Source organism: Microbacterium sp. (assembly GCF_031178445.1).
Lineage (GTDB): Bacteria > Actinomycetota > Actinomycetes > Actinomycetales > Microbacteriaceae > Microbacterium.
Map to the genome: position 1 here is coordinate 38,911 of NZ_JAPSIY010000005.1, position 18,009 is coordinate 56,919.

Consider the following 18,009-nt stretch of genomic DNA (forward strand, 5'->3'; position numbering starts at 1 on the left):
TAAACTAGTCGGATGACCGCCGAGGAGAACGCCCGCCGATCTGTCGACAACCTTCTCGATGTGCTCGATCTCGCGGTCTCCGAGGCGCGCACCACAGAGGACATCTTCACCGGTCTGTCGCATCCGATGCCGACCGGTCGGGTGTACGGCGGGCAGGTGCTGGCCCAGTCGCTCATCGCGGCCGAGCGCACGCTGCCCGAGAACCGCGTCGTGCACTCGATGCACGGCTACTTCCTTCGACCCGGCGACGCCGCCAAGGGCATCACGTTCGCCGTCGACCGCATCCACGACGGACGGTCCTTCTCCACCCGGCGTTCGCAGGCGTACCAGGGCGGCGTGCCGATCTTCTCGATGATCGCCTCGTTCCAGGACGAGGATCCCGGCGTCGAGCACGCGCAGCCGATGCCGGACGGCATCCCCGCCCCGGAGGACGTCCCTTCGGACGACGAACTGATCGGCTCTGTGCATCCGCTCACCGGCCGGATGCTCGCGGAGCGACCCGCCGACGTGCGGCATGTCAGCGGCCCCCTCTTCCTCGACGTCGACGGTGAGAGGGTGCCGCAGCAGGCGGTGTGGATGCGGATGCGCGCCCCGATGCCGGACGACCCGCGTCTGCACCGAGCAGCGCTCGCCTACCTGAGCGACATGACGATCCAGGAATCCATCCTGCGTGCCCACGGTGTCACCTGGAGCACCCCCGGGCTCAAGGTGGCGAGCCTTGACCACGCCATGTGGTGGCACCGCTTCGGCAGGGTCGACGAATGGATGCTCTACGTGCAGGAGTCGCCCAACGCACGCGGCGGTCGCGGCCTGGGCCAGGGGCGCATCTACCGTCGCGACGGGGCGCTGATCGCCAGCGTCGCGCAGGAGGTCATGGTGCGAGTGCCGGACGACGCCGCGTCAGCCTGAGTCGCCCGACGCGATCGCAGCGACCGAAGTGCGGGAGGATCTGCAGGACTGCGGGCTCGTCAGCGCCGGTGGTACGTCAGCGGTTCGCCGACGAGAGGCTCCCAGGCCTCCCGCATCTGCGGAGTGAGGCGCACGGGCCGCCCGCTCTCGGCATCCACCAGCACGATGACGGTGGTGGCACGCGCGTACAGCATCGGCTCGGCGCTGCCGGGGTGGTTGCACACCTCATAGCAGACCTCGATGCTCGATCCACCGATCTTGCCGAACCACAGCTGCACATCGAGCGGATGCCGCTGGTAGGGCACCGGTGCGAGATACTCGATCTCCTGCCTGGCGATCAGGGTGAGCAGTCCGTGCGCGATTCCGGAGTCGAGGACAGCGGTGCTCGGCGCCTCTTCACCCGCCGCCGGCTTCCAGAAGGCGCGCACGCGCGCCTCCTCCAGCAGCTTGAGCATCGAGGTGTTGTTGACGTGGTTGAACGCGTCGAGATCTCCCCAGCGCAGATGGATCGGGATGTGCAGACGCTCAGAGGTCACGATCACAGCTCTCGTCGGGGTTCGGTCGACTCGGGCGCCCCGCGGGCTCCCGGCCGCGCGAAGCGATGTTCGGCGTGGGACGTGGGGATCAGTCGCGAGTCAGCTTGCGGTGCGTGGTGCGGTGCGGACGCGCCGCCTCCGGGCCCATGCGCTCGATCTTGTTCTTCTCGTACGCCTCGAAGTTGCCCTCGAACCAGTGCCACTGCGCCGGGTTCTCGTCGGTGCCCTCGTACGCCAGGATGTGCGTGGCGATGCGGTCGAGGAACCACCGGTCGTGGGTGATGACCACGGCGCAGCCGGGGAACTCGAGGAGCGCGTTCTCGAGCGAGCTGAGCGTCTCGACGTCGAGGTCGTTGGTCGGCTCGTCGAGAAGCAGGAGGTTGCCACCCTCCTTCAGGGTGAGCGCCAGGTTGAGGCGGTTGCGCTCACCGCCCGAGAGCACGCCGGCCTTCTTCTGCTGGTCAGGGCCCTTGAAGCCGAACTTCGACACGTAGGCGCGTGACGGGATCTCGATCTTGCCGACCGTGATGTAGTCCAGCCCGTCCGACACGACCTCCCAGAGGGTCTTGTCGGCATCGATGCTGGCGCGGGACTGGTCGACGTAGCTGATCTTGACCGTCTCGCCGATCTTGAGGTCGCCGCCGTCGAGCGGCTCGAGGCCGACGATGGTCTTGAACAGCGTCGTCTTGCCGACGCCGTTCGGTCCGATCACGCCGACGATGCCGTTCGGCGGCAGGCTGAAGCTCAGGCCGTCGATGAGCATGCGATCACCGAAGCCCTTCTTCAGGTTCTTCGCCTCGATCACCACGTTGCCGAGGCGAGGACCCGCGGGGATCTGGATCTCCTCGAAGTCGAGCTTGCGCGTGCGCTCCGCCTCCGCGGCCATCTCCTCGTAGCGAGCCAGACGGGCCTTCGATTTGGTCTGCCGGCCCTTGGCGCTGGAGCGAACCCACTCGAGCTCGTCCTTGAGTCGCTTGGCGAGCTTGGCATCCTTCTTGCCCTGGATGTCGAGACGCTCCGCCTTCTTCTCCAGATAGGTGGAATAGTTGCCCTCGTAGCCGATCAGCCGGCCGCGGTCGACCTCCGCGATCCACTCCGCGACGTTGTCGAGGAAGTATCGGTCGTGCGTGATGGCGATGACCGCGCCCTTGTAGTCCTTCAGGTGTTGCTCGAGCCAGAGCACGCTCTCGGCGTCGAGGTGGTTGGTCGGCTCGTCGAGCAGCAGCAGGTCCGGCTTCTGCAGCAGCAGCTTCGCCAGCGCGACACGGCGCTTCTCTCCACCCGACAGCGGACCGATCGCGGCGTCCGCAGGCGGCGTGCGCAGCGCGTCCATGGCCTGCTCGAGCTGGGAGTCGAGATCCCACCCGTCTGCGGCGTCGATCTCCTCCTGCAGCACACCCATCTCGGCCAGCAGCGAGTCGAAGTCGGCGTCCGGGTCGGCCATGAGCGCGGAGATCTCGTTGAAGCGGTCGACCTTCGCCTTGATCGCCACTCCGTCCTGGATGTTCTCGAGCACGGTCTTCGACTCGTCCAGCACAGGCTCCTGCATGAGGATGCCGACCGAGAAGCCGGGGGTCAGCTTGGCCTCGCCGTTGGACGGCGTGTCGAGACCAGCCATGATCTTGAGGATCGTGGACTTTCCGGCGCCGTTCGGACCCACCATGCCGATCTTCGCGCCCGGCAGGAACGCCATCGTCACGTCGTCGAGGATGAGCTTGTCACCCACGGCCTTGCGGGCTCGCACCATGGAATAGATGTACTCGGCCACGAAGCAGCGCTCCTTCTGTCGGCGGGCGGCGGGGATCGGAACCCGGAGGAACCGACTCACCAGCCTACCCGTCTTCATTCCTCGCTCTGGCCCGAGCTGGGCGGGGGAACGGCCCGAATGGTCCTCGAACGCCCCGCGGATCCCGGTCAGGCGGTCTCGTCGACCTTCGCCGCGCCCCTGCGCGCGGCCGGCGCACGTCGCGACCAGAACGCTGCCAGGAGCGAGCCGGAGACGTTGTGCCAGACCGAGAAGATCGCGGCGGGCAGTGCGGCTTCGGGAGTGAAGTGCGTGCGGGCGAGACCCGCGGCGAGACCGGAGTTCTGCATGCCCACCTCGATGCTCACGGCACGGCGAGACGACTCATCCAGGCCGACGGCGCGCGCGGCGCCGTAGCCGAGCAGAAGGCCGACCCCGTTGAGCGCGATGACGATCGCGAAGATCAGCAGTCCGGAGCTGAGGATGGTGGCGGCGCTGCCGGCGACGACGGCGAGCACCACGAGGGTGATGCCGAAGACCGAGACGAGGGGCATCCACTCGACGAGCACCTCGACGACTCGAGGAAGGAAACGACGCAGCAGCAGGCCGACGGCGATCGGGATGAGCACGATCTGGACGATCGACAGGAACAGCCCCGGCGCGTCCACAGGGAGGTAGGAGCCCGCGAGGAAGAGAACCAGCAGCGGCGTGAGGATGGGTGCCAGCAGGGTGGAGACGGTCGTCATCGCGACCGAGAGGGCGACGTCTCCCTTCGCCAGATACGTCATGACATTGGATGCGGTGCCGCCCGGCGCTGCGGCGACCAGGATCACGCCCACGGCGATCGCCGGGTCGAGCTGCAGGAGCGTCACGAGCAGCCAGCCGGTCGCAGGCATGACGACATACTGCGCCAGCACGCCGATCAGCAGGGCCACAGGTCGCTTGGCGACGACGGCGAAGTCCGATCCGCGCAGGGTCATTCCCATGCCGAGCATGATGATCATCAGCAGCGGGTTGATCCAGGGCCCCAGCACCAGGAACGGTCCGGGCAGGAAGACGGCCACGGTGCCGGCTGCAAGCACGATGAGCGGGAACCAGGCTCCCGCGATCCGTCCGATGCGTGCGGCTGTGGTCTCGGTGTGCGGCGTCGGCTCTGCGGTCTTCACCCGGACAGACTAGCGACTTCCGTTCCCGTCGCTGCGCATCGTGACGCCGTCACCCGCCGCCGGACGGCCGGCTGCCGGTCGATCACCAGTCGATGGGCCTGGTCTTCCCGACCAGGCACCGGCCTTCGGCGAGCTGTGGCAGTACGGCGGTCACCGGCTCACCCGTCGAGGGCCCGACCTGGCCGATCAGGCACTGATCCTCGCGCCACGCCACCGAGAACTGGATGCTCTCAGCGGGGTTGCCCACCGTCGAGCGGTCTGCCGTGACCTGCATGCGCTCCTTGTCGAACCCGGCCTCTGTAAGCGCGTCGACGTATGCACGACCGGAATCGCGGTCCGCAGACGTCCAGACCTCCGCCGTCACTGCGGCGAACAGCGGCAGGTTGTCCTCCGCGCTCCCGTCCGGCGCGAAGGTAGGCGGCGAGGGGGCGATCGTCGGGGGCGGCGTGCTGGCTTCAGGCGACGGCGGGACCCCGGCGCCGTCTGGCGTACAGCCCACGAGAGCGACCGCCAGCGCCGTCAGCACCAGCCCCGCCGACACAGGTGCGTGCGAGGATGCACCCCGGGAGCGCGCGGCGAAGGCAGCTCTTACTCGGGTCACGTCAGCAGTCTAGAAGGTGCCGCCCGAGCATCCGGCCTCCGCCGCGCGAACGGTTCACGCCGAGGCGTACGTGGTGTCCTCCTCGCGATCGCCGTCCGGCTCGACGGGCTCCAGCCCTGCGACATCCCACGTCCGTCGTTCGTCGGGCGACGGCTCCTGCCCGAACTGCGCCTCGCTCTCGCCCTCGGGCGCCATCTCGTCGCGCGTCGGATCGGCAGGGTCAGCGGCCGATGGGCGGCCATCGGCCGCGGGCTGGGCGGACTGCGCCGAGGGCCGCGGAACACGCACGAAGGCGCTCGTCCCCCACCGCAGGTCGTGACCGATCGAATCAGCGTCGAGGTCGGCGCTGAAGCCCCGTTTGCCGTTGCTCTCCCATTCGCGCAGCTTCAGCGTGCCGGTCACGATCACCGCGTCGCCACTGCGCAACGAGGCCTTCGCGTGATCAGCGAGCTGCCGGAAAGCCGAGACCGCATACCAGTTCGTGCCGCCCTCGACCCAGCTGCCGGTTCGCCGATCCCAGTAACCCGAACTCGACGCCACACGGAAGTGCACGACGGAGACACCGCCTGGCGTCGTGCTCTTCACAGGATCGCCGCCGACGTTGCCTCGAATCGTCACCGTGTCGTTCATGTCGTACTCCTCTGTATCCCGGGACGATGCCCGGCTGAGTACAGCGTGCACAAGCCCTCGCAGCGCCCGGCGCGCGGTCTCCGCAACCGGTGGAGAACTCCGTCGATCACGGAGATGTGGAGGAGGGACCGGTCAGGCGAGGTACTCGGCGAAACGCGCTCGGACCTTGTTGACCTTCGGCACCGCCACGGCCATGCAGTATCCCTGGGTGGGGTTCTTGGCGAAGAAGTCCTGGTGGTAGTCCTCCGCGTCGTAGAACTCGCCCAGGGGCTCCATCGTGGTGACCGGCTCGCCGTCCCAGATGATCGCGGCGCGGTCGCGAGCGGCCTCGAAGATCTCACGCTGCCTGTCATCTGCAGGGAACATCGCACTGCGGTACTGGGTGCCGACATCGTTGCCCTGCCGGTTCAGCTGGCGCGGATCGTGCATGGTGAAGAACGCATCGAGAATCACCTCGGCCGGGATCTCATCGGGGTCGAAGGTCACGGCCACAGCCTCGGCGTGCCCCGTCGTGCCCGTGCACACCTGTTCGTAGCTGGGGTTGGCTGCGGAGCCCCCGGTGTATCCGGAGACGACGGACTTGACGCCGCGGAGCGGACGATACGCGGCATCCAGGCACCAGAAGCAGCCGCCGGCGAGCACGAAGGTTTCCATGTCCACAACGCTACGCCCTCCGCAGCGTGCGTCGCCCACACCGCTAATGGACGAACAGCAGAAGTGCTGCGACGGCGATGAACAGCACACCGAACACCGAGTTGAGCACGCGCTGACCCCGCTCGCTGCGCGTCAGCCGGCGGAATGGCTTCGCTGCGGCGGCGAAGAAGAACCACATCACCAGCACGTCCACGGCGATGACCGTCGCGATGAGGATGAGGTATTGCGGCAGCGGATCGCGATCGAGGCGGACGAACTGCGGCACGAAGGCCAGAAAGAAGACGATCGCCTTCGGGTTGAGGAGGTTGACCCAGAAGCCGCGACGGAAGATCGACCAGGCGGTCTCACGCCGGGGCGACACATCCGCCGCATCGATGGGCTGAGGCCGTGCGAGCAGCAGCCGGATGCCGAGGTACACGAGATAGGCGGCGCCGAGGTAGCGGATCGTCTCGAACACGATCGGCGATCGCGACACCAGCAGACCCACGCCGGCAGCCACGATCACGACGTGAACGATCAGGGCGGCCTGCTGCCCGAACACGCCCCAGATGGAACGACGCCAGCCCTGGTTGAGAGCGTTGCTCATGGTGTTGATCGCACCGGCGCCCGGCGTGAAGCTGATCACGACGCACGCGGCGAGGAGCGATAGCCATACCGTCCACGTCACCACAAGATCCTATGGGCGTCTGAGACGTGTTCCTGACGCGATGTCGGACACGGACCCTACCGTGAGCTCATGACCACGGTTCCGCAGGTTCCCTCCTGGCTGACACGCATCGGCGTCTTCGATCTCGAGACGACAGGCGTCGATGTCACGAAGGATCGCATCGTCACGGCGCACATCGGCGTGCTCGACGGGCGCGGGCGCGAGCTCGCCGCACGGGACTGGCTGGCGAATCCGGGTGTGGCGATCCCGGACGGCGCAGCAGCGGTGCACGGGATCACCACCGAGCACGCCCGGGCACACGGTCGCCCCGCCGGCGAGGTGGTCGCAGAGGTGACCCACGCGCTTCGCACGCTCTTCTCACAGGGCCTGCCGATCGTGGCCTACAACGCGTCCTATGACTTCTCCCTGCTCGCGCATGAGGCCCAGCGGTACGGCGTCACTCCCCTGGCCGAGCCGTCTCCGGTGATCGACCCGTTCGTGCTGGACAAGGCATACGATCGCTATCGCCGGGGGAAGCGCACCCTGGCGGTGGTCGCCGAGCACTACGCCGTCCCCCTGGACGAAGCACACGAGGCCGCAGCCGATGCCGTCGCCGCGGGTCGCGTCGCGCTGGCGCTGGCTCAGGAGTTCGCACTTCCCACCTCAGCGGCCGAGCTGCACACGCAGCAGATCGGCTGGGCGCGCGACCAGGCTGCCGGCCTGACCGAGTACTTCATCAGGATCGGCAGGCTGGACCCCGACGACTCCCTTGACGGCACCTGGCCCGTACGGAAGTGGTGATCAGTCCGCGGCGGATGCGCAGGCGCCGTGATCCGCCGTCGACGATCGACGGCGACCGCATCCGCGCAGAGCAGCACGAAGGCCCCCGTCTCGTGAAGAGGACGGGGGCCTTCGTGCAGCACGGCTCAGTTGGACGAGCCGCCGAAGCCCTTGAAGCGCTGGTTGAACTTCTCGACGCGACCGGCCGAGTCCATGATGCGCTGCTTGCCCGTGTAGAACGGGTGCGAAGCCGAGGAGATCTCGACGTCGACGACGGGGTACTCCACGCCGTCCAGCTCGATCGTCTTGTCGCTCGTGACGGTGGAGCGGGTGAGGAAGGTCTCGCCCGAGCCGAGGTCACGGAACACGACGGCCTGGTAGTCGGGGTGAATGTCAGTCTTCATGCGGAATCCTTGGATCGCGGAGGGTGTACTACGGAAAAAGTCGGAGGGTGCAGGCGCACCAAGGATCGATCTTATCAGATCGGAGCCTTCACGCGGCGCGCGCCGCGAAGCGCCCGCCGTCGGAGGTGAGCGCGATCGGCATGCCGAACGCGGTGCTGAGGTTCTCGGCGGTCAGAGTGTCGGCGATGGCGCCGGAGGCCACGACTCCCCCCTCCCGCAGCAGCAGCACATGGGTGAAGCCCACCGGGATCTCCTCGACATGGTGCGTGACCATCACCATCGCCGGCGTCGTGGGCGACGCCGCGTAGCCGCTCAGAAGCTGCAGCAGCTCCTCCCTGGCACCGAGGTCGAGGCTGGCTGTCGGCTCATCGAGCAGCAGCAGCTCAGGATCCGTCATAACCGAGCGGGCGATCTGCACGCGCTTCTGCTCGCCGTCGCTGAGAGTGCCGAACAAACGCTCGGACAGGTGCTCGAGCTTCCACTCGGCGAGCACGCGCTGCGCACGGCGCTGGTCGATGCCCTCGTACGTCTCGTTCCAACGCCCCAGCACCGAGAACGCCGCCGTCATGACCGTGTTCAACACCGTCTCGTCACGCGGGATGCGCCGGGCCATGGCCGACGACGCGAAGCCGATCCGCGGGCGGATCTCGAACACGTCGGTGCGGCCGAGCGTCTCGCCCAGCACCTCGACGGTGCCGGACGTCGGATGCATCAGGGTGTCGGCCAGCTGCAGCAGCGTCGTCTTCCCCGCGCCGTTCGGCCCGAGGATGACCCATCGCTGATCGTCGGAGACCTGCCAGGTCACATGATCGACGATGTTGCGTCCGTCACGACGCACGACGACATCGGTGAGTTCGAGAGCGCTCGGCATGCCGCCAGCCTATCGGCTCAGATGGCGAGCTCCTCGTAGAGGGCGCGCGTGGTGTCGGCGATCGATGCCCAGCTGAAGTCGCTGCGGGCGCGCTCCCGGCCCGCGGCTCCGTACTCTGCGGCACGGCGCGGATCGCCCGTCACCTCGGTGAGAGTCGCCGCCAGATCGGAGATGAACCGTTCCGGGTCGACGGGCGTCCCGGTGCCGTCCTGCACCTGGTCGATGTGGACGAGCCGGCCGGTGACCCCATCGGCGACGACCTCCGGGATTCCGCCGGTGGCGGTGCCGACGACGGCGGCCCCGCAAGCCATAGCCTCGAGGTTGACGATCCCGAGCGGCTCGTACACGGACGGACACACGAACGTGGTCGCGGCCGCGAGGATCGCGGACAGCTCGTCGCGCGGCAGCATCCTCTCGATCCAGATCACGCCGTGTCTGGTCTGCTGCAGCAGACGCACGAGTTCCTGCACCTCGGCCATGATCTCGGGCGTGTCCGGTGCTCCGGCGCAGAGCACCAGCTGCACATCCGACGGAAGCTGCTGCGCTGCGCGAAGCAGGTAGGGCAGCCCCTTCTGACGGGTGATGCGGCCGACGAACACGACCGACGGACGGTCCGGATCCATCCCGATCCCCCGCAGGAACTTCGGATTCTGCACGGGCCGCCAGCGCTCGACGTCGATGCCGTTGTGGATCACCCTCACCCTCGCGGGATCCACCTGCGGGTAGCTGCGCAGGATGTCCTGCCGCATGCCGGCACTGACCGCGATGATCGCCGCCGCGTTCTCATAGGCGAGCTTCTCGATGCCACTGGAGATCGCGTAGCCCCCGCCGAGCTGCTCCGCCTTCCAGGGACGCAGCGGCTCGAGGCTGTGCGCCGTGAGCACGTGCGGGATGCCGTGCAGCTGCGAAGCCAGATGTCCTGCGAAGTTCGCGTACCAGGTGTGACTGTGCACGACATCGGCGCCGGCGACATCCGCGACCATGGCCAGATCCGTGCCGAGCGTCTGCACGGCGGCATTCGCACCGACCAGTTCGGCCGGCGTGCGATAGGCGTGCGTGCCGGGTTCCGAACGCGGCTCACCGAAGGCCCGCACCTGCACATCGATGCTGCGCCGCAGTGCCGACACCAGCTCGGCGACGTGCACTCCTGCGCCCCCGTAGATCTCCGGCGGGTACTCCCTGGTGATGACGTCGACGCGCATGACTGCACGCTAGTACATCGCCCTCTTCGCCTCTATGGTGGTTGCATGTCGGCACCTAAGAAGGTTTTCGGGATCATCCTCGCCGGCGGCGAGGGCAAGCGACTGATGCCTCTCACTGCGGATCGTGCCAAACCTGCGGTGCCATTCGGAGGCCAGTACCGGCTGATCGACTTCGCGATCTCGAATCTGATCAACTCCGGCCTGCGGCAGATCGTCGTGCTCACCCAGTACAAGTCGCACAGTCTCGACAGGCATATCACGCAGACCTGGCGGATGTCGTCGCTGCTGGACTCATACATCACGTCGGTGCCGGCGCAGCAGCGTCTCGGCAAACGCTGGTTCTCCGGCTCCGCCGACGCGATCCTGCAGAGCCTCAATCTGATCAATGATGAGAAGCCCGACATCGTCGTCGTCATCGGTGCTGACCACGTGTACCGGATGGATTTCCGGCAGATGGTCGAGGCGCACATCGAATCCGGAGCCAAGGCGACCGTGGCCGGCATCCGTCAGCCGGTGGCGCTTGCGTCGCAGTTCGGGGTGATCGATGCCGACGCCGAGACCGGTCGCATCCGGGACTTCCTTGAGAAGCCGAGCAACCCCACGGGACTGGCCGACTCCCCCAACGAAGTGCTCGTCTCCATGGGCAACTACGTGTTCGACACCGACGCCCTCGTCTCGGCTGTGGAGGCCGACGGCGAGTCGGCCACCTCCGGGCACGACATGGGCGGCGACATCATCCCCTACTTCGTGGAGCGCGGCGAGGCAGGCTACTACGACATGAAGCAGAACGACGTGCCGGGATCCTCACCGCGCGATCGTTCCTACTGGCGCGATGTCGGAACGATCGACTCGTACTTCGACGCGCACATGGACCTGATCTCCACACTGCCGATCTTCAACCTCTACAACACCCACTGGCCCATCCGCACGCAGAGCGTCAACGCCCCGCCGGCGAAGTTCGTCCGCGATGCGGTCGGGCGCATCGGCAACGCGATCGATTCGATCGTGTCGCCCGGCTCCGTCCTCTCGGGCACGCACCTCGAGCGCAGCGTCGTCGGGCCGGGAACGCTCGCGGCGGGCGGATCGACGATCACCGATGCCGTGCTGCTCGACCAGGTGCAGGTGGGTGCCGGCGCTCGGGTGCACAGGGCGGTGCTCGACAAGAACGTCGTCCTCGAGGACGGTGCCACCGTCGGCGTCGACCGGGAGCGTGACCTCGAACGCGGCTTCACCGTGACGGATTCCGGCATCACCGTGGTCGGAAAGGGCATACACATCGCCCGCTGACCCGTAGCGCGCACCGGGAGGCGCGGCGATCACCGCTACGCTCGTCGGGTGACCGCTGCGCGTTTCCTCGTCGTCCTGGATGCCGATTCGACCCTCATCCGCAACGAGGTGATCGAACTGCTCGCCGACGAGGCCGGCCGCCGCGCGGAGGTGCATGCGGCGACCGAAGCGGCGATGCGGGGCGAGGTGGATTTCGCGACCAGCCTGCGATCGCGGGTGGCGGCCCTCGAGGGCGTGGCCGTGACCGCCTACGAACGGGTCCGCGCTCGGATCGAGCCGACTCAGGGCGTGCGGGAGCTGACGGCGGCCGTGCACGCCAGGGGTGGCGTCGTCGGCGTCGTGTCGGGCGGCTTCCACGAGATCCTCGACCACGTGGCTCCAGGCCTCGGGGTGGATCGCTGGCGGGCGAACCGGCTCGACGTGGCGTCCGGCGCACTCACCGGCACGGTCGACGGCGAGATCGTGGATGCGGCGGTCAAGGCGGCATCGCTCCAGCAGTGGGCGGATGAGCTGGGCGTCTCCCGCCGCGCGACGATCGCGATCGGAGACGGAGCGAATGACCTGACGATGATGTCCGTCGCGGGACTCGGCCTCGCCTTCAACGCCAAGCCCGCCGTGCGCGCCGCCGCCTCGCTGGTGATCGGTCCGCAGGATCTGGCTGAGGTCATCCCGCTGCTGCCCTGACCGCGCGCTCGCGGCCGGGGCTCAGTGCCCCATGCCGAGTCCGCCGTCCACGGGGATGACCGCTCCGGAGATGTAGCCCGCATCGTCGCCGGCGAGCCAGGTCACCGCGCCTGCGACCTCGTCGGCCGTGGCGAAGCGACCGGCCGGGATGCTCGCCTTGTACTGCTTCTGCGTCTCCTCCGGCAGCTCAGCCGTCATGTCGGTCTCGATGAATCCGGGCGCGACGACGTTGGCGGTGATGCCGCGACCGCCCAGCTCGCGTGTCAGGGAGCGCGCGAAACCGACCAGGGCGCTCTTCGACGCGGCGTAGTTGACCTGTCCGGCCGATCCGTAGAGACCCACCACGCTGGAGATGAGGATCACGCGGCCGAACCTGGCGCGCAGCATCCCCTTCGACGCACGCTTGACGACCCGGAACGAGCCGCCCAGGTTGGTGGCCACGACGCTGTCGAAGTCGTCTTCGCTCATGCGCATCAGCAGCGTGTCCTTGGTGATGCCGGCGTTCGCCACGACGATCTCTACCGGGCCGAGCTTCTGCTCCACCTCGGTGAACGCGGCATCCACCGCCGCCGCATCCGTCACGTCGGCCCTGACCGTCAGCGTGCCCTCCGGCCCCTCGCCGCTGCGCGCGGTCACGGCGACCCGGTAGCCCTCGCGCACGAAGCGTTCCGCGATCGCACGGCCGATGCCGCGGTTTCCACCGGTGACGAGAACGACGCGATCAGCGGTCATTGAGGGCTCCTGCCTGTCGGGACGGACGCAGGCCATCCTATCGACCGGTCCGATGGGCCCGCGCGGCGTTTGACACGCGATACGGCTGCTGACAGCCTGACTGTGACGAAGGGGAAGCCGTGAGCGATCAGTCCGCGCCGGATCAGAATCAGACCGGATCGAACCGGGTACGGCCTCCGGTGCCGCCGGTCCCGCCCGCTCCGCCGTACGCGCAGCCCGCAGTCCCGCCCGCTCCCCCGTACTCGCCGCCGACTGCGCCGTCCTACGGAGTTCCCGATACGGCCGTCCCGACGGATCAGACTTACCGGTCCGCGCCGCAGCAGCCCCCGTACGCCGGCACGCACGCGGTCCCGGCCGCACAGCCGACGTACCCCGTTCAGCCCTACCTGCCGCAGGGCAGGCAGTCGCCGCAGCCGTACGGCCACCAGTACCCGGCCTACGCCGTGCAGCCGGTGGCGCCGACGCGCCCGTCGAGCGGCCTCGCGATCGCCGCACTCGTCTGCGGCGTCGCGGGCTTCGTCCTCAGCCCGGCCATCCTGTTCATCGTGGCGCCGGTACTGGTCTCGATCGCGGCCATCGTGCTCGGCCACCTCGCGCTCTCGCAACTCAAGAAGCGGCCCGAGCTGGGCGGCAAGGGCATCGCGATCACCGGGCTCGTGCTCGGGTACATCCCGGTCGCGATCAGTGTGCTGCTGCTGGTGCTCGCGCTGGGCGCGGCGGTGCTCTTCGGTGCGTTCGCCATCCCGTTCCTCTCGAGCTGATCGCGCCGCTCGAGGGCGTCTCGGCGCTCCGGCGCGGCGTAGGCTGGAAGCACCGTGAAACGCTCCAGACACGCCCCGGCCGTCACCTCGCTGCCGCAGGCTCCGAACGACGAGGCAAGCCGCCGTGTGCGCCGTTATGCGCTCACGATGGGCATCCGCATGGTGTGCTTCCTGCTCATGTTTCTCGTGCAGCCGTACGGCTGGTACACATGGCTTTTCGCCGTCGGGGCGGCAGTGCTCCCCTATGTCGCCGTGGTCTTCGCGAACGCCGGCAGCGACAGCACCGAGACCGCCGTCGAATCGCCCTCCCAGCAGATCGAGGCGCCTCGTGCGGCTCCGCAGAAGGGCGATGACGCTGTGATCACCGTTCAGGAGACCCGCGATCCGGAGCAGCCGCGAGACGATGAGCGATGACCGACGAGTTCGAATGCTCGCGCGCCTCGTGCCGCCGCACCGCGACGCATCACATCCTGTGGCGGAACCCGCGGATCCACGCTGAGGACAGGCGCAAGACCTGGCTCGCCTGCGATGAGCACGTCGGCTTCCTGAGCGACTATCTGCGGGCGCGTGACTTCCCGGTCGATGTGCGAGAAGGGCTACCCGGATGAGTCAGCGGATGCTGCGCTGGGGAGCGTACCTGCTCGTCGCGATCGGCTTCGCCGTCGCGTGCGCGTTCCTCTCGGACTGGCAGTTCGACCGCAACGAGCAGCGCACGACGCAGATCCGGCTCGTGGAGCGCAACTACGATGCCGCGCCGGTTCCGGTCGCCGAGCTCATCGACCCCGAGGGCGGGTTCGATCCCGAGGATCAGTGGCGCCCGGTCGAACTGCGCGGTGAGTACCTGAGCGCGGACCAGCTGCTGGTGCGCAATCGCCCGCACGGGGGCACGAGTGCCTTCGAGGTGCTGGTGCCGTTCCGCGACGTCAGCGGCCTGGTGCTCCTCGTCGATCGCGGATGGGTGCCGCCAGGCGACGGCGACGCCCCCGACGCCGTACCCGCCCCACCGGAGGGTGAGGTGACCGTGATCATGCGACTGCGCGAGGGCGAGTCGCTTCCGCCGTCCGGTCGTGGCGCGCCTCCAGGCCAGGTTCCGACGATCCATCTGCCGACGGTGGCGGACGCCGTCGGATCCGACCTGGTGACCGGCGCCTACGGACAGCTGATCTCGGAGCAGCCGGCCGGTGCGGAGCGTCTCGGCGGATTCGCCTCGCCCACCGAAGACCCTGGCCCGCATCTGTCGTACGCGATCCAGTGGATCATCTTCGCCGTGATGGGCTTCGCGTTCATCGGCTACGTGATCCGGATCGAGATCGTCAAGGCCAAGGAGGACGCGGGCGAGCTTCCCGTGCGCTCGCGCCGTCGCCGCGATCGCGACGCCGACGATGAGGACGCCCTCCTGGACACCGTGCAGCGCTGAACAGCACCCCCGCTCGGAGCCTGCATGCCTGCCTGCCTGCCTGCCTGCCTGCCTGCCTGCCTGCCTGCCTGCCTGCCACAGCTTCGCAGTTCTGCACGATTTCGCACCCATTCGGCCGACATTCTGCGGAGTTGTGCATATCTGCGACGTTGCGCCGACGCTCGGGATGCGGATCGCAGATGCGTCCGAATGCGGACTATCCCGCTGAAGACCGGTGCAGCCCCTGTGCGACCGCGCGCATGATCAGATCCTGCACCACGTGCCACTCATCCATCACCTGGCGATAGCCGACGCGGATGACGTGGTAGCCCATGAGGGCGAGCGCCGCGTCATGCCGGATGTCTTCATTGCGCTGCGCTCCGGTGTGCGTCGCACCGTCGATCTGCAGCACGAGCCGATCCCCGATCAGGGTGTCGACTCGGTGACCGTCGATCCAGATCTGAAAGCGCAACGGCAGTCTCAGCCAGCGCCGGCGCGGATGCAGATAGGTTTCGAGACCGGAATCGGCGAACGGCGTGGCGTCGTCCAGGATGCGCCGTGCCGACGACTTGAGGGGAAGCCGCGTGAGAGCACCGCGTTGCACCAGGCCCTTGTTCAGCGCCGTTTCCCAGGTCGCGAGTGCCTGCTCGTACGGCGCGCAGTCCGCCACGAGGGCGAGCACGTTCTCGAGCGGGTCCTCGAGAGCATCCGGATGCCGCGGAAGCAGCGGCTTCGCCCAATGCACGTGCGCCGTGCCCGGCTTCCCACCGCTGCTTCCCGGAGTCGCACCCCAGTGCAGACCGGGGTCTGTGTCGTGCACCCAGAGCCCGAGACGCTTCGCCTGGGTAAGGCAGGTCAGCACCACCGCATGGCGCGCCGCCTGCACCAGCATCCGATCGGCATCCGAGGTCGCCAGCCATCCGCGTCGCACACGCACCGCGATGCCGGCGCGCATCGCGAGGTTCATGTCATGTCTGCTCACACCGCGATCGAGCAGGGTCGTGGTGCGGGCGACCCCGCCCAGGGCTCTGATCATGAGGCCGACGTGCTGGGCCCTCTCGAAGCGACTCATGCGCTTGATGATGTCGGTTCGCAACCGATGTGCGATCGCGAATCTCCCGCTGTGGACAGATCGCGCACAATCGTCCGCGGTGCAGAACGCCCAGCGCCGCAGATCTGTACAACTTCGCAGGCAGGCGGCAGAACGGCTGCGAAATACGGCAGATCTGTGGAGTTGCGACGAAGCGCCGGCCCGCGCCGGGGTCAGGCAAGCTCGATGAGGTCCTGGTACTCCTTGCTCCAGATGTCCTCCACGCCGTCGGGCAGGATCAGCACCCGCTCGGGATTCAGCGACTCCACCGCCCCCGGATCGTGCGAGACGAGCACCACCGCGCCCTCGTAATGCGCCAGCGCACCGAGGATCTCCTCGCGCGAGGCGGGATCGAGGTTGTTGGTCGGCTCGTCGAGAAGCAGCATGTTCGCCGACGACACCACCAGTGTCGCGAGCGAGAGCCGGGTCTTCTCACCGCCGGAGAGCACACCGGCGGGCTTGTGCACGTCGTCGCCGGTGAAGAGGAACGAGCCGAGGACCTTGCGCGCCTCGGTCTCGTTGAGGTCGGGCGCGGCGGAGATCATGTTCTCGAGCACCGACCGCTGCACGTCGAGGTTCTCGTGCTCCTGCGCGTAATATCCGACCTTGAGGCCGTGGCCGGGTTCGAGCTGGCCCGTGTCGGGCTGGTCGACGCCGGCCAGGATGCGCAGCAGCGTCGTCTTGCCGGCACCGTTGAGCCCCAGGACGACGACCTTCGAACCGCGGTCGATGGCCAGATCCACATCCGTGAAGATCTCCAGCGAGCCATACGACTTCGACAGCCCCGACGCCATGAGCGGCGTCTTGCCGCATGGCGCCGGCTTCGGAAAGCGCAGCTTCGCCACCCGGTCGACCTGGCGTACCTCATCCAGACCCGACAGCAGCTTCTCGGCGCGAGCCACCATCTGGTGCGCCGCGGCAGCCTTCGACGCCTTGGCCCCGAAGCGTGCGGCCTGCAGCTGCAGCTGGGTGGCCTTCTTCTCGGCGTTCGCGCGCTCCTTCTTGCGGCGCTCCTCGTCCGCCACCCGCTGGCGCAGGTAGTTCTTCCAGTTCATGTTGTAGATGTCGATCACCTGACGATTGGCGTCGAGGTAGAACACGCGGTTGACCGTCTCGCCGACGAGCTCGACGTCGTGACTGATCACGATCAGGCCGCCCTTGTAGCCCTTCAGGAACTCACGCAGCCACACCACGCTGTCGGCGTCGAGATGGTTCGTCGGCTCGTCGAGGATCATCGTGCCGGCATCCGAGAACAGGATGCGGGCGAGCTCGATACGTCGGCGCTGACCTCCCGACAGGGTCTTCAACGGCTGCTCGAGGATGCGGTCGGGCAGAGAGAGGTTGTTGGCGATGGAGGCCGCCTCAGCCTCGGCCGCGTAGCCGCCCAGCGCCTCGAACCGCTCGGTGAGGCTGGCGAACTTCTTCATCGCCTTGGCCGCCACGGCCTCGTCTGCCGAGCCCATCTCCTCGGACGCCTTCGCGATGCCGAGCTGCAGTGTGCCAAGGCCGCGCGCGTCGAGGATGCGGGTGCGGGCGAGCATCTCAGGGTCGCCGGTTCGCGGATCCTGGGGCAGATACCCCAGCTCACCTGACCTCGTGACCTTGCCCTCGGAGGGCAGCACGTCGCCGGCCAGCACCTTCGTCAGCGTGGTCTTGCCCGCGCCGTTGCGCCCGACGAGTCCGATCTTGTCGCCGTCGGCGACGCGGAACGACACGTCCGACATGAGTACGCGCGCTCCCACGCGTATCTCGAGTTCATGCACGGCAAGCACAGCAGATGTCCGTTCGTCAGGGGTGAGCGGCCGAAGGGCCAGCCCCCCAGTATAGAAGTCGGAGCTGCATGGAGCCCCGCACCTCGAATGCCCCTCTGGAGTATGACGCGGGCGATACTCCAGAGTGATGTGCGTGTGCGCGGC

21 protein-coding genes are annotated in these 18,009 nt (G+C 67.9%); 8 read left to right on the top strand and 13 right to left on the bottom strand.

Annotated features, from left to right (window positions below):
* Positions 1-12 precede the first annotated feature (12 nt).
* Positions 13-909 carry an acyl-CoA thioesterase II gene (locus RIN43_RS08445; RefSeq protein ID WP_309128465.1) on the top strand — a complete coding sequence of 299 codons (897 nt, stop codon included), beginning with the start codon at positions 13-15 and terminating at the stop codon, positions 907-909.
* Positions 910-968: 59 nt separating this feature from the next.
* On the opposite strand, the gene RIN43_RS08450 is transcribed toward RIN43_RS08445, so the two are convergent.
* The 7 genes from RIN43_RS08450 to RIN43_RS08480 all read right to left on the bottom strand — a co-directional run bounded on the left by RIN43_RS08450 (position 969) and on the right by RIN43_RS08480 (position 6,907).
* The gene (locus tag RIN43_RS08450; protein ID WP_309128466.1) at positions 969-1,445 is read right to left on the bottom strand and encodes a thioesterase family protein; all 477 of its coding nucleotides are present in this window, start codon (positions 1,443-1,445) and stop codon (positions 969-971) included.
* A gap of 88 nt (positions 1,446-1,533) precedes the next feature.
* Entirely contained in the window at positions 1,534-3,213 is a 1,680-nt protein-coding gene (ettA, locus tag RIN43_RS08455) for an energy-dependent translational throttle protein EttA (protein ID WP_309128733.1), read from the bottom strand.
* A 146-nt stretch (positions 3,214-3,359) separates the two neighbouring features.
* Positions 3,360-4,355, bottom strand: a complete 996-nt coding sequence (locus tag RIN43_RS08460; protein ID WP_309128467.1) for a bile acid:sodium symporter family protein — start codon at positions 4,353-4,355, stop codon at positions 3,360-3,362.
* Positions 4,356-4,437: 82 nt separating this feature from the next.
* Positions 4,438-4,956, bottom strand: coding sequence for a DUF6993 domain-containing protein (locus tag RIN43_RS08465; RefSeq protein ID WP_309128468.1), 519 nt, complete (start codon positions 4,954-4,956; stop codon positions 4,438-4,440).
* A gap of 54 nt (positions 4,957-5,010) precedes the next feature.
* Complete coding sequence (locus tag RIN43_RS08470) at positions 5,011-5,586, bottom strand: single-stranded DNA-binding protein (protein WP_309128469.1); 576 nt, start codon at positions 5,584-5,586, stop codon at positions 5,011-5,013.
* Between the two features lie 132 nt (positions 5,587-5,718).
* Complete coding sequence (msrA, locus tag RIN43_RS08475) at positions 5,719-6,240, bottom strand: peptide-methionine (S)-S-oxide reductase MsrA (RefSeq protein ID WP_309128470.1); 522 nt, start codon at positions 6,238-6,240, stop codon at positions 5,719-5,721.
* Positions 6,241-6,283: 43 nt separating this feature from the next.
* Positions 6,284-6,907: a LysE family translocator gene (locus RIN43_RS08480; protein ID WP_309128471.1), complete on the bottom strand. Its 624-nt coding sequence runs from the start codon at positions 6,905-6,907 to the stop codon at positions 6,284-6,286.
* A 69-nt stretch (positions 6,908-6,976) separates the two neighbouring features.
* Between RIN43_RS08480 and RIN43_RS08485 the strand changes: the two genes are divergently transcribed.
* The gene (locus RIN43_RS08485) at positions 6,977-7,687 is read left to right on the top strand and encodes an exonuclease domain-containing protein (RefSeq protein ID WP_309128472.1); all 711 of its coding nucleotides are present in this window, start codon (positions 6,977-6,979) and stop codon (positions 7,685-7,687) included.
* A gap of 125 nt (positions 7,688-7,812) precedes the next feature.
* Here the strand turns inward: RIN43_RS08485 and RIN43_RS08490 are convergent, their stop codons facing one another.
* From RIN43_RS08490 to glgA, 3 genes are all read right to left on the bottom strand, one after another.
* Positions 7,813-8,070: a type B 50S ribosomal protein L31 gene (locus tag RIN43_RS08490; protein ID WP_309128473.1), complete on the bottom strand. Its 258-nt coding sequence runs from the start codon at positions 8,068-8,070 to the stop codon at positions 7,813-7,815.
* Positions 8,071-8,158: 88 nt separating this feature from the next.
* Positions 8,159-8,941 carry an ABC transporter ATP-binding protein gene (locus tag RIN43_RS08495; protein ID WP_309128474.1) on the bottom strand — a complete coding sequence of 261 codons (783 nt, stop codon included), beginning with the start codon at positions 8,939-8,941 and terminating at the stop codon, positions 8,159-8,161.
* 17 nt (positions 8,942-8,958) lie between these two features.
* Positions 8,959-10,143 (bottom strand): glycogen synthase, encoded by a 1,185-nt coding sequence (gene glgA / locus RIN43_RS08500; RefSeq protein ID WP_309128475.1) that lies wholly within the window; start codon positions 10,141-10,143, stop codon positions 8,959-8,961.
* Between the two features lie 45 nt (positions 10,144-10,188).
* Between glgA and glgC the strand changes: the two genes are divergently transcribed.
* Positions 10,189-11,430 (top strand): glucose-1-phosphate adenylyltransferase, encoded by a 1,242-nt coding sequence (gene glgC / locus RIN43_RS08505; protein WP_309128476.1) that lies wholly within the window; start codon positions 10,189-10,191, stop codon positions 11,428-11,430.
* Positions 11,431-11,478: 48 nt separating this feature from the next.
* Positions 11,479-12,114, top strand: coding sequence for a phosphoserine phosphatase SerB (gene serB, locus RIN43_RS08510; RefSeq protein WP_309128477.1), 636 nt, complete (start codon positions 11,479-11,481; stop codon positions 12,112-12,114).
* Positions 12,115-12,135: 21 nt separating this feature from the next.
* On the opposite strand, the gene fabG is transcribed toward serB, so the two are convergent.
* The gene (fabG, locus tag RIN43_RS08515; protein WP_309128478.1) at positions 12,136-12,846 is read right to left on the bottom strand and encodes a 3-oxoacyl-ACP reductase FabG; all 711 of its coding nucleotides are present in this window, start codon (positions 12,844-12,846) and stop codon (positions 12,136-12,138) included.
* A 119-nt stretch (positions 12,847-12,965) separates the two neighbouring features.
* Here fabG and RIN43_RS08520 point away from each other — a divergent pair, with 119 nt between their 5' ends.
* From RIN43_RS08520 to RIN43_RS08535, 4 genes are read left to right on the top strand one after another with little or no spacing between them, the layout of a single operon-like run.
* The gene (locus tag RIN43_RS08520; RefSeq protein ID WP_309128479.1) at positions 12,966-13,607 is read left to right on the top strand and encodes a DUF4190 domain-containing protein; all 642 of its coding nucleotides are present in this window, start codon (positions 12,966-12,968) and stop codon (positions 13,605-13,607) included.
* A gap of 54 nt (positions 13,608-13,661) precedes the next feature.
* Complete coding sequence (locus RIN43_RS08525; RefSeq protein ID WP_309128480.1) at positions 13,662-14,021, top strand: DUF3099 domain-containing protein; 360 nt, start codon at positions 13,662-13,664, stop codon at positions 14,019-14,021.
* A complete protein-coding gene (locus RIN43_RS08530; protein WP_309128481.1) occupies positions 14,018-14,215 on the top strand; it encodes a hypothetical protein in 198 nt (65 codons plus the stop codon). The genes RIN43_RS08525 and RIN43_RS08530 overlap by 4 nt, the downstream gene beginning before the upstream one ends.
* Positions 14,212-15,024: an SURF1 family protein gene (locus tag RIN43_RS08535; protein ID WP_309128482.1), complete on the top strand. Its 813-nt coding sequence runs from the start codon at positions 14,212-14,214 to the stop codon at positions 15,022-15,024. The genes RIN43_RS08530 and RIN43_RS08535 overlap by 4 nt, the downstream gene beginning before the upstream one ends.
* A gap of 196 nt (positions 15,025-15,220) precedes the next feature.
* On the opposite strand, the gene RIN43_RS08540 is transcribed toward RIN43_RS08535, so the two are convergent.
* On the bottom strand, positions 15,221-16,075 hold the full coding sequence (locus RIN43_RS08540) for a DUF559 domain-containing protein (RefSeq protein WP_309128483.1): 855 nt from the start codon (positions 16,073-16,075) through the stop codon (positions 15,221-15,223).
* 191 nt (positions 16,076-16,266) lie between these two features.
* Positions 16,267-17,865: a ribosomal protection-like ABC-F family protein gene (abc-f, locus tag RIN43_RS08545; RefSeq protein ID WP_309128484.1), complete on the bottom strand. Its 1,599-nt coding sequence runs from the start codon at positions 17,863-17,865 to the stop codon at positions 16,267-16,269.
* Between the last annotated feature and the right edge of the window lie 144 nt (positions 17,866-18,009).

Bases quoted from the DNA above. Each gene is read 5' to 3' on its own strand.
- RIN43_RS08495 (WP_309128474.1), bottom strand. From the start codon at position 8,941: ATGCCGAGCGCTCTCGAACTCACCGATGTCGTCGTGCGTCGTGACGGA.
- RIN43_RS08470 (WP_309128469.1), bottom strand. From the start codon at position 5,586: ATGAACGACACGGTGACGATTCGAGGCAACGTCGGCGGCGATCCTGTG.
- msrA (WP_309128470.1), bottom strand. From the start codon at position 6,240: ATGGAAACCTTCGTGCTCGCCGGCGGCTGCTTCTGGTGCCTGGATGCC.
- RIN43_RS08490 (WP_309128473.1), bottom strand. From the start codon at position 8,070: ATGAAGACTGACATTCACCCCGACTACCAGGCCGTCGTGTTCCGTGAC.
- RIN43_RS08530 (WP_309128481.1), top strand. From the start codon at position 14,018: ATGACCGACGAGTTCGAATGCTCGCGCGCCTCGTGCCGCCGCACCGCG.
- RIN43_RS08535 (WP_309128482.1), top strand. From the start codon at position 14,212: ATGAGTCAGCGGATGCTGCGCTGGGGAGCGTACCTGCTCGTCGCGATC.
- glgA (WP_309128475.1), bottom strand. From the start codon at position 10,143: ATGCGCGTCGACGTCATCACCAGGGAGTACCCGCCGGAGATCTACGGG.
- RIN43_RS08485 (WP_309128472.1), top strand. From the start codon at position 6,977: ATGACCACGGTTCCGCAGGTTCCCTCCTGGCTGACACGCATCGGCGTC.
- RIN43_RS08540 (WP_309128483.1), bottom strand. From the start codon at position 16,075: ATGAGTCGCTTCGAGAGGGCCCAGCACGTCGGCCTCATGATCAGAGCC.
- RIN43_RS08445 (WP_309128465.1), top strand. From the start codon at position 13: ATGACCGCCGAGGAGAACGCCCGCCGATCTGTCGACAACCTTCTCGAT.
- fabG (WP_309128478.1), bottom strand. From the start codon at position 12,846: ATGACCGCTGATCGCGTCGTTCTCGTCACCGGTGGAAACCGCGGCATC.
- glgC (WP_309128476.1), top strand. From the start codon at position 10,189: ATGTCGGCACCTAAGAAGGTTTTCGGGATCATCCTCGCCGGCGGCGAG.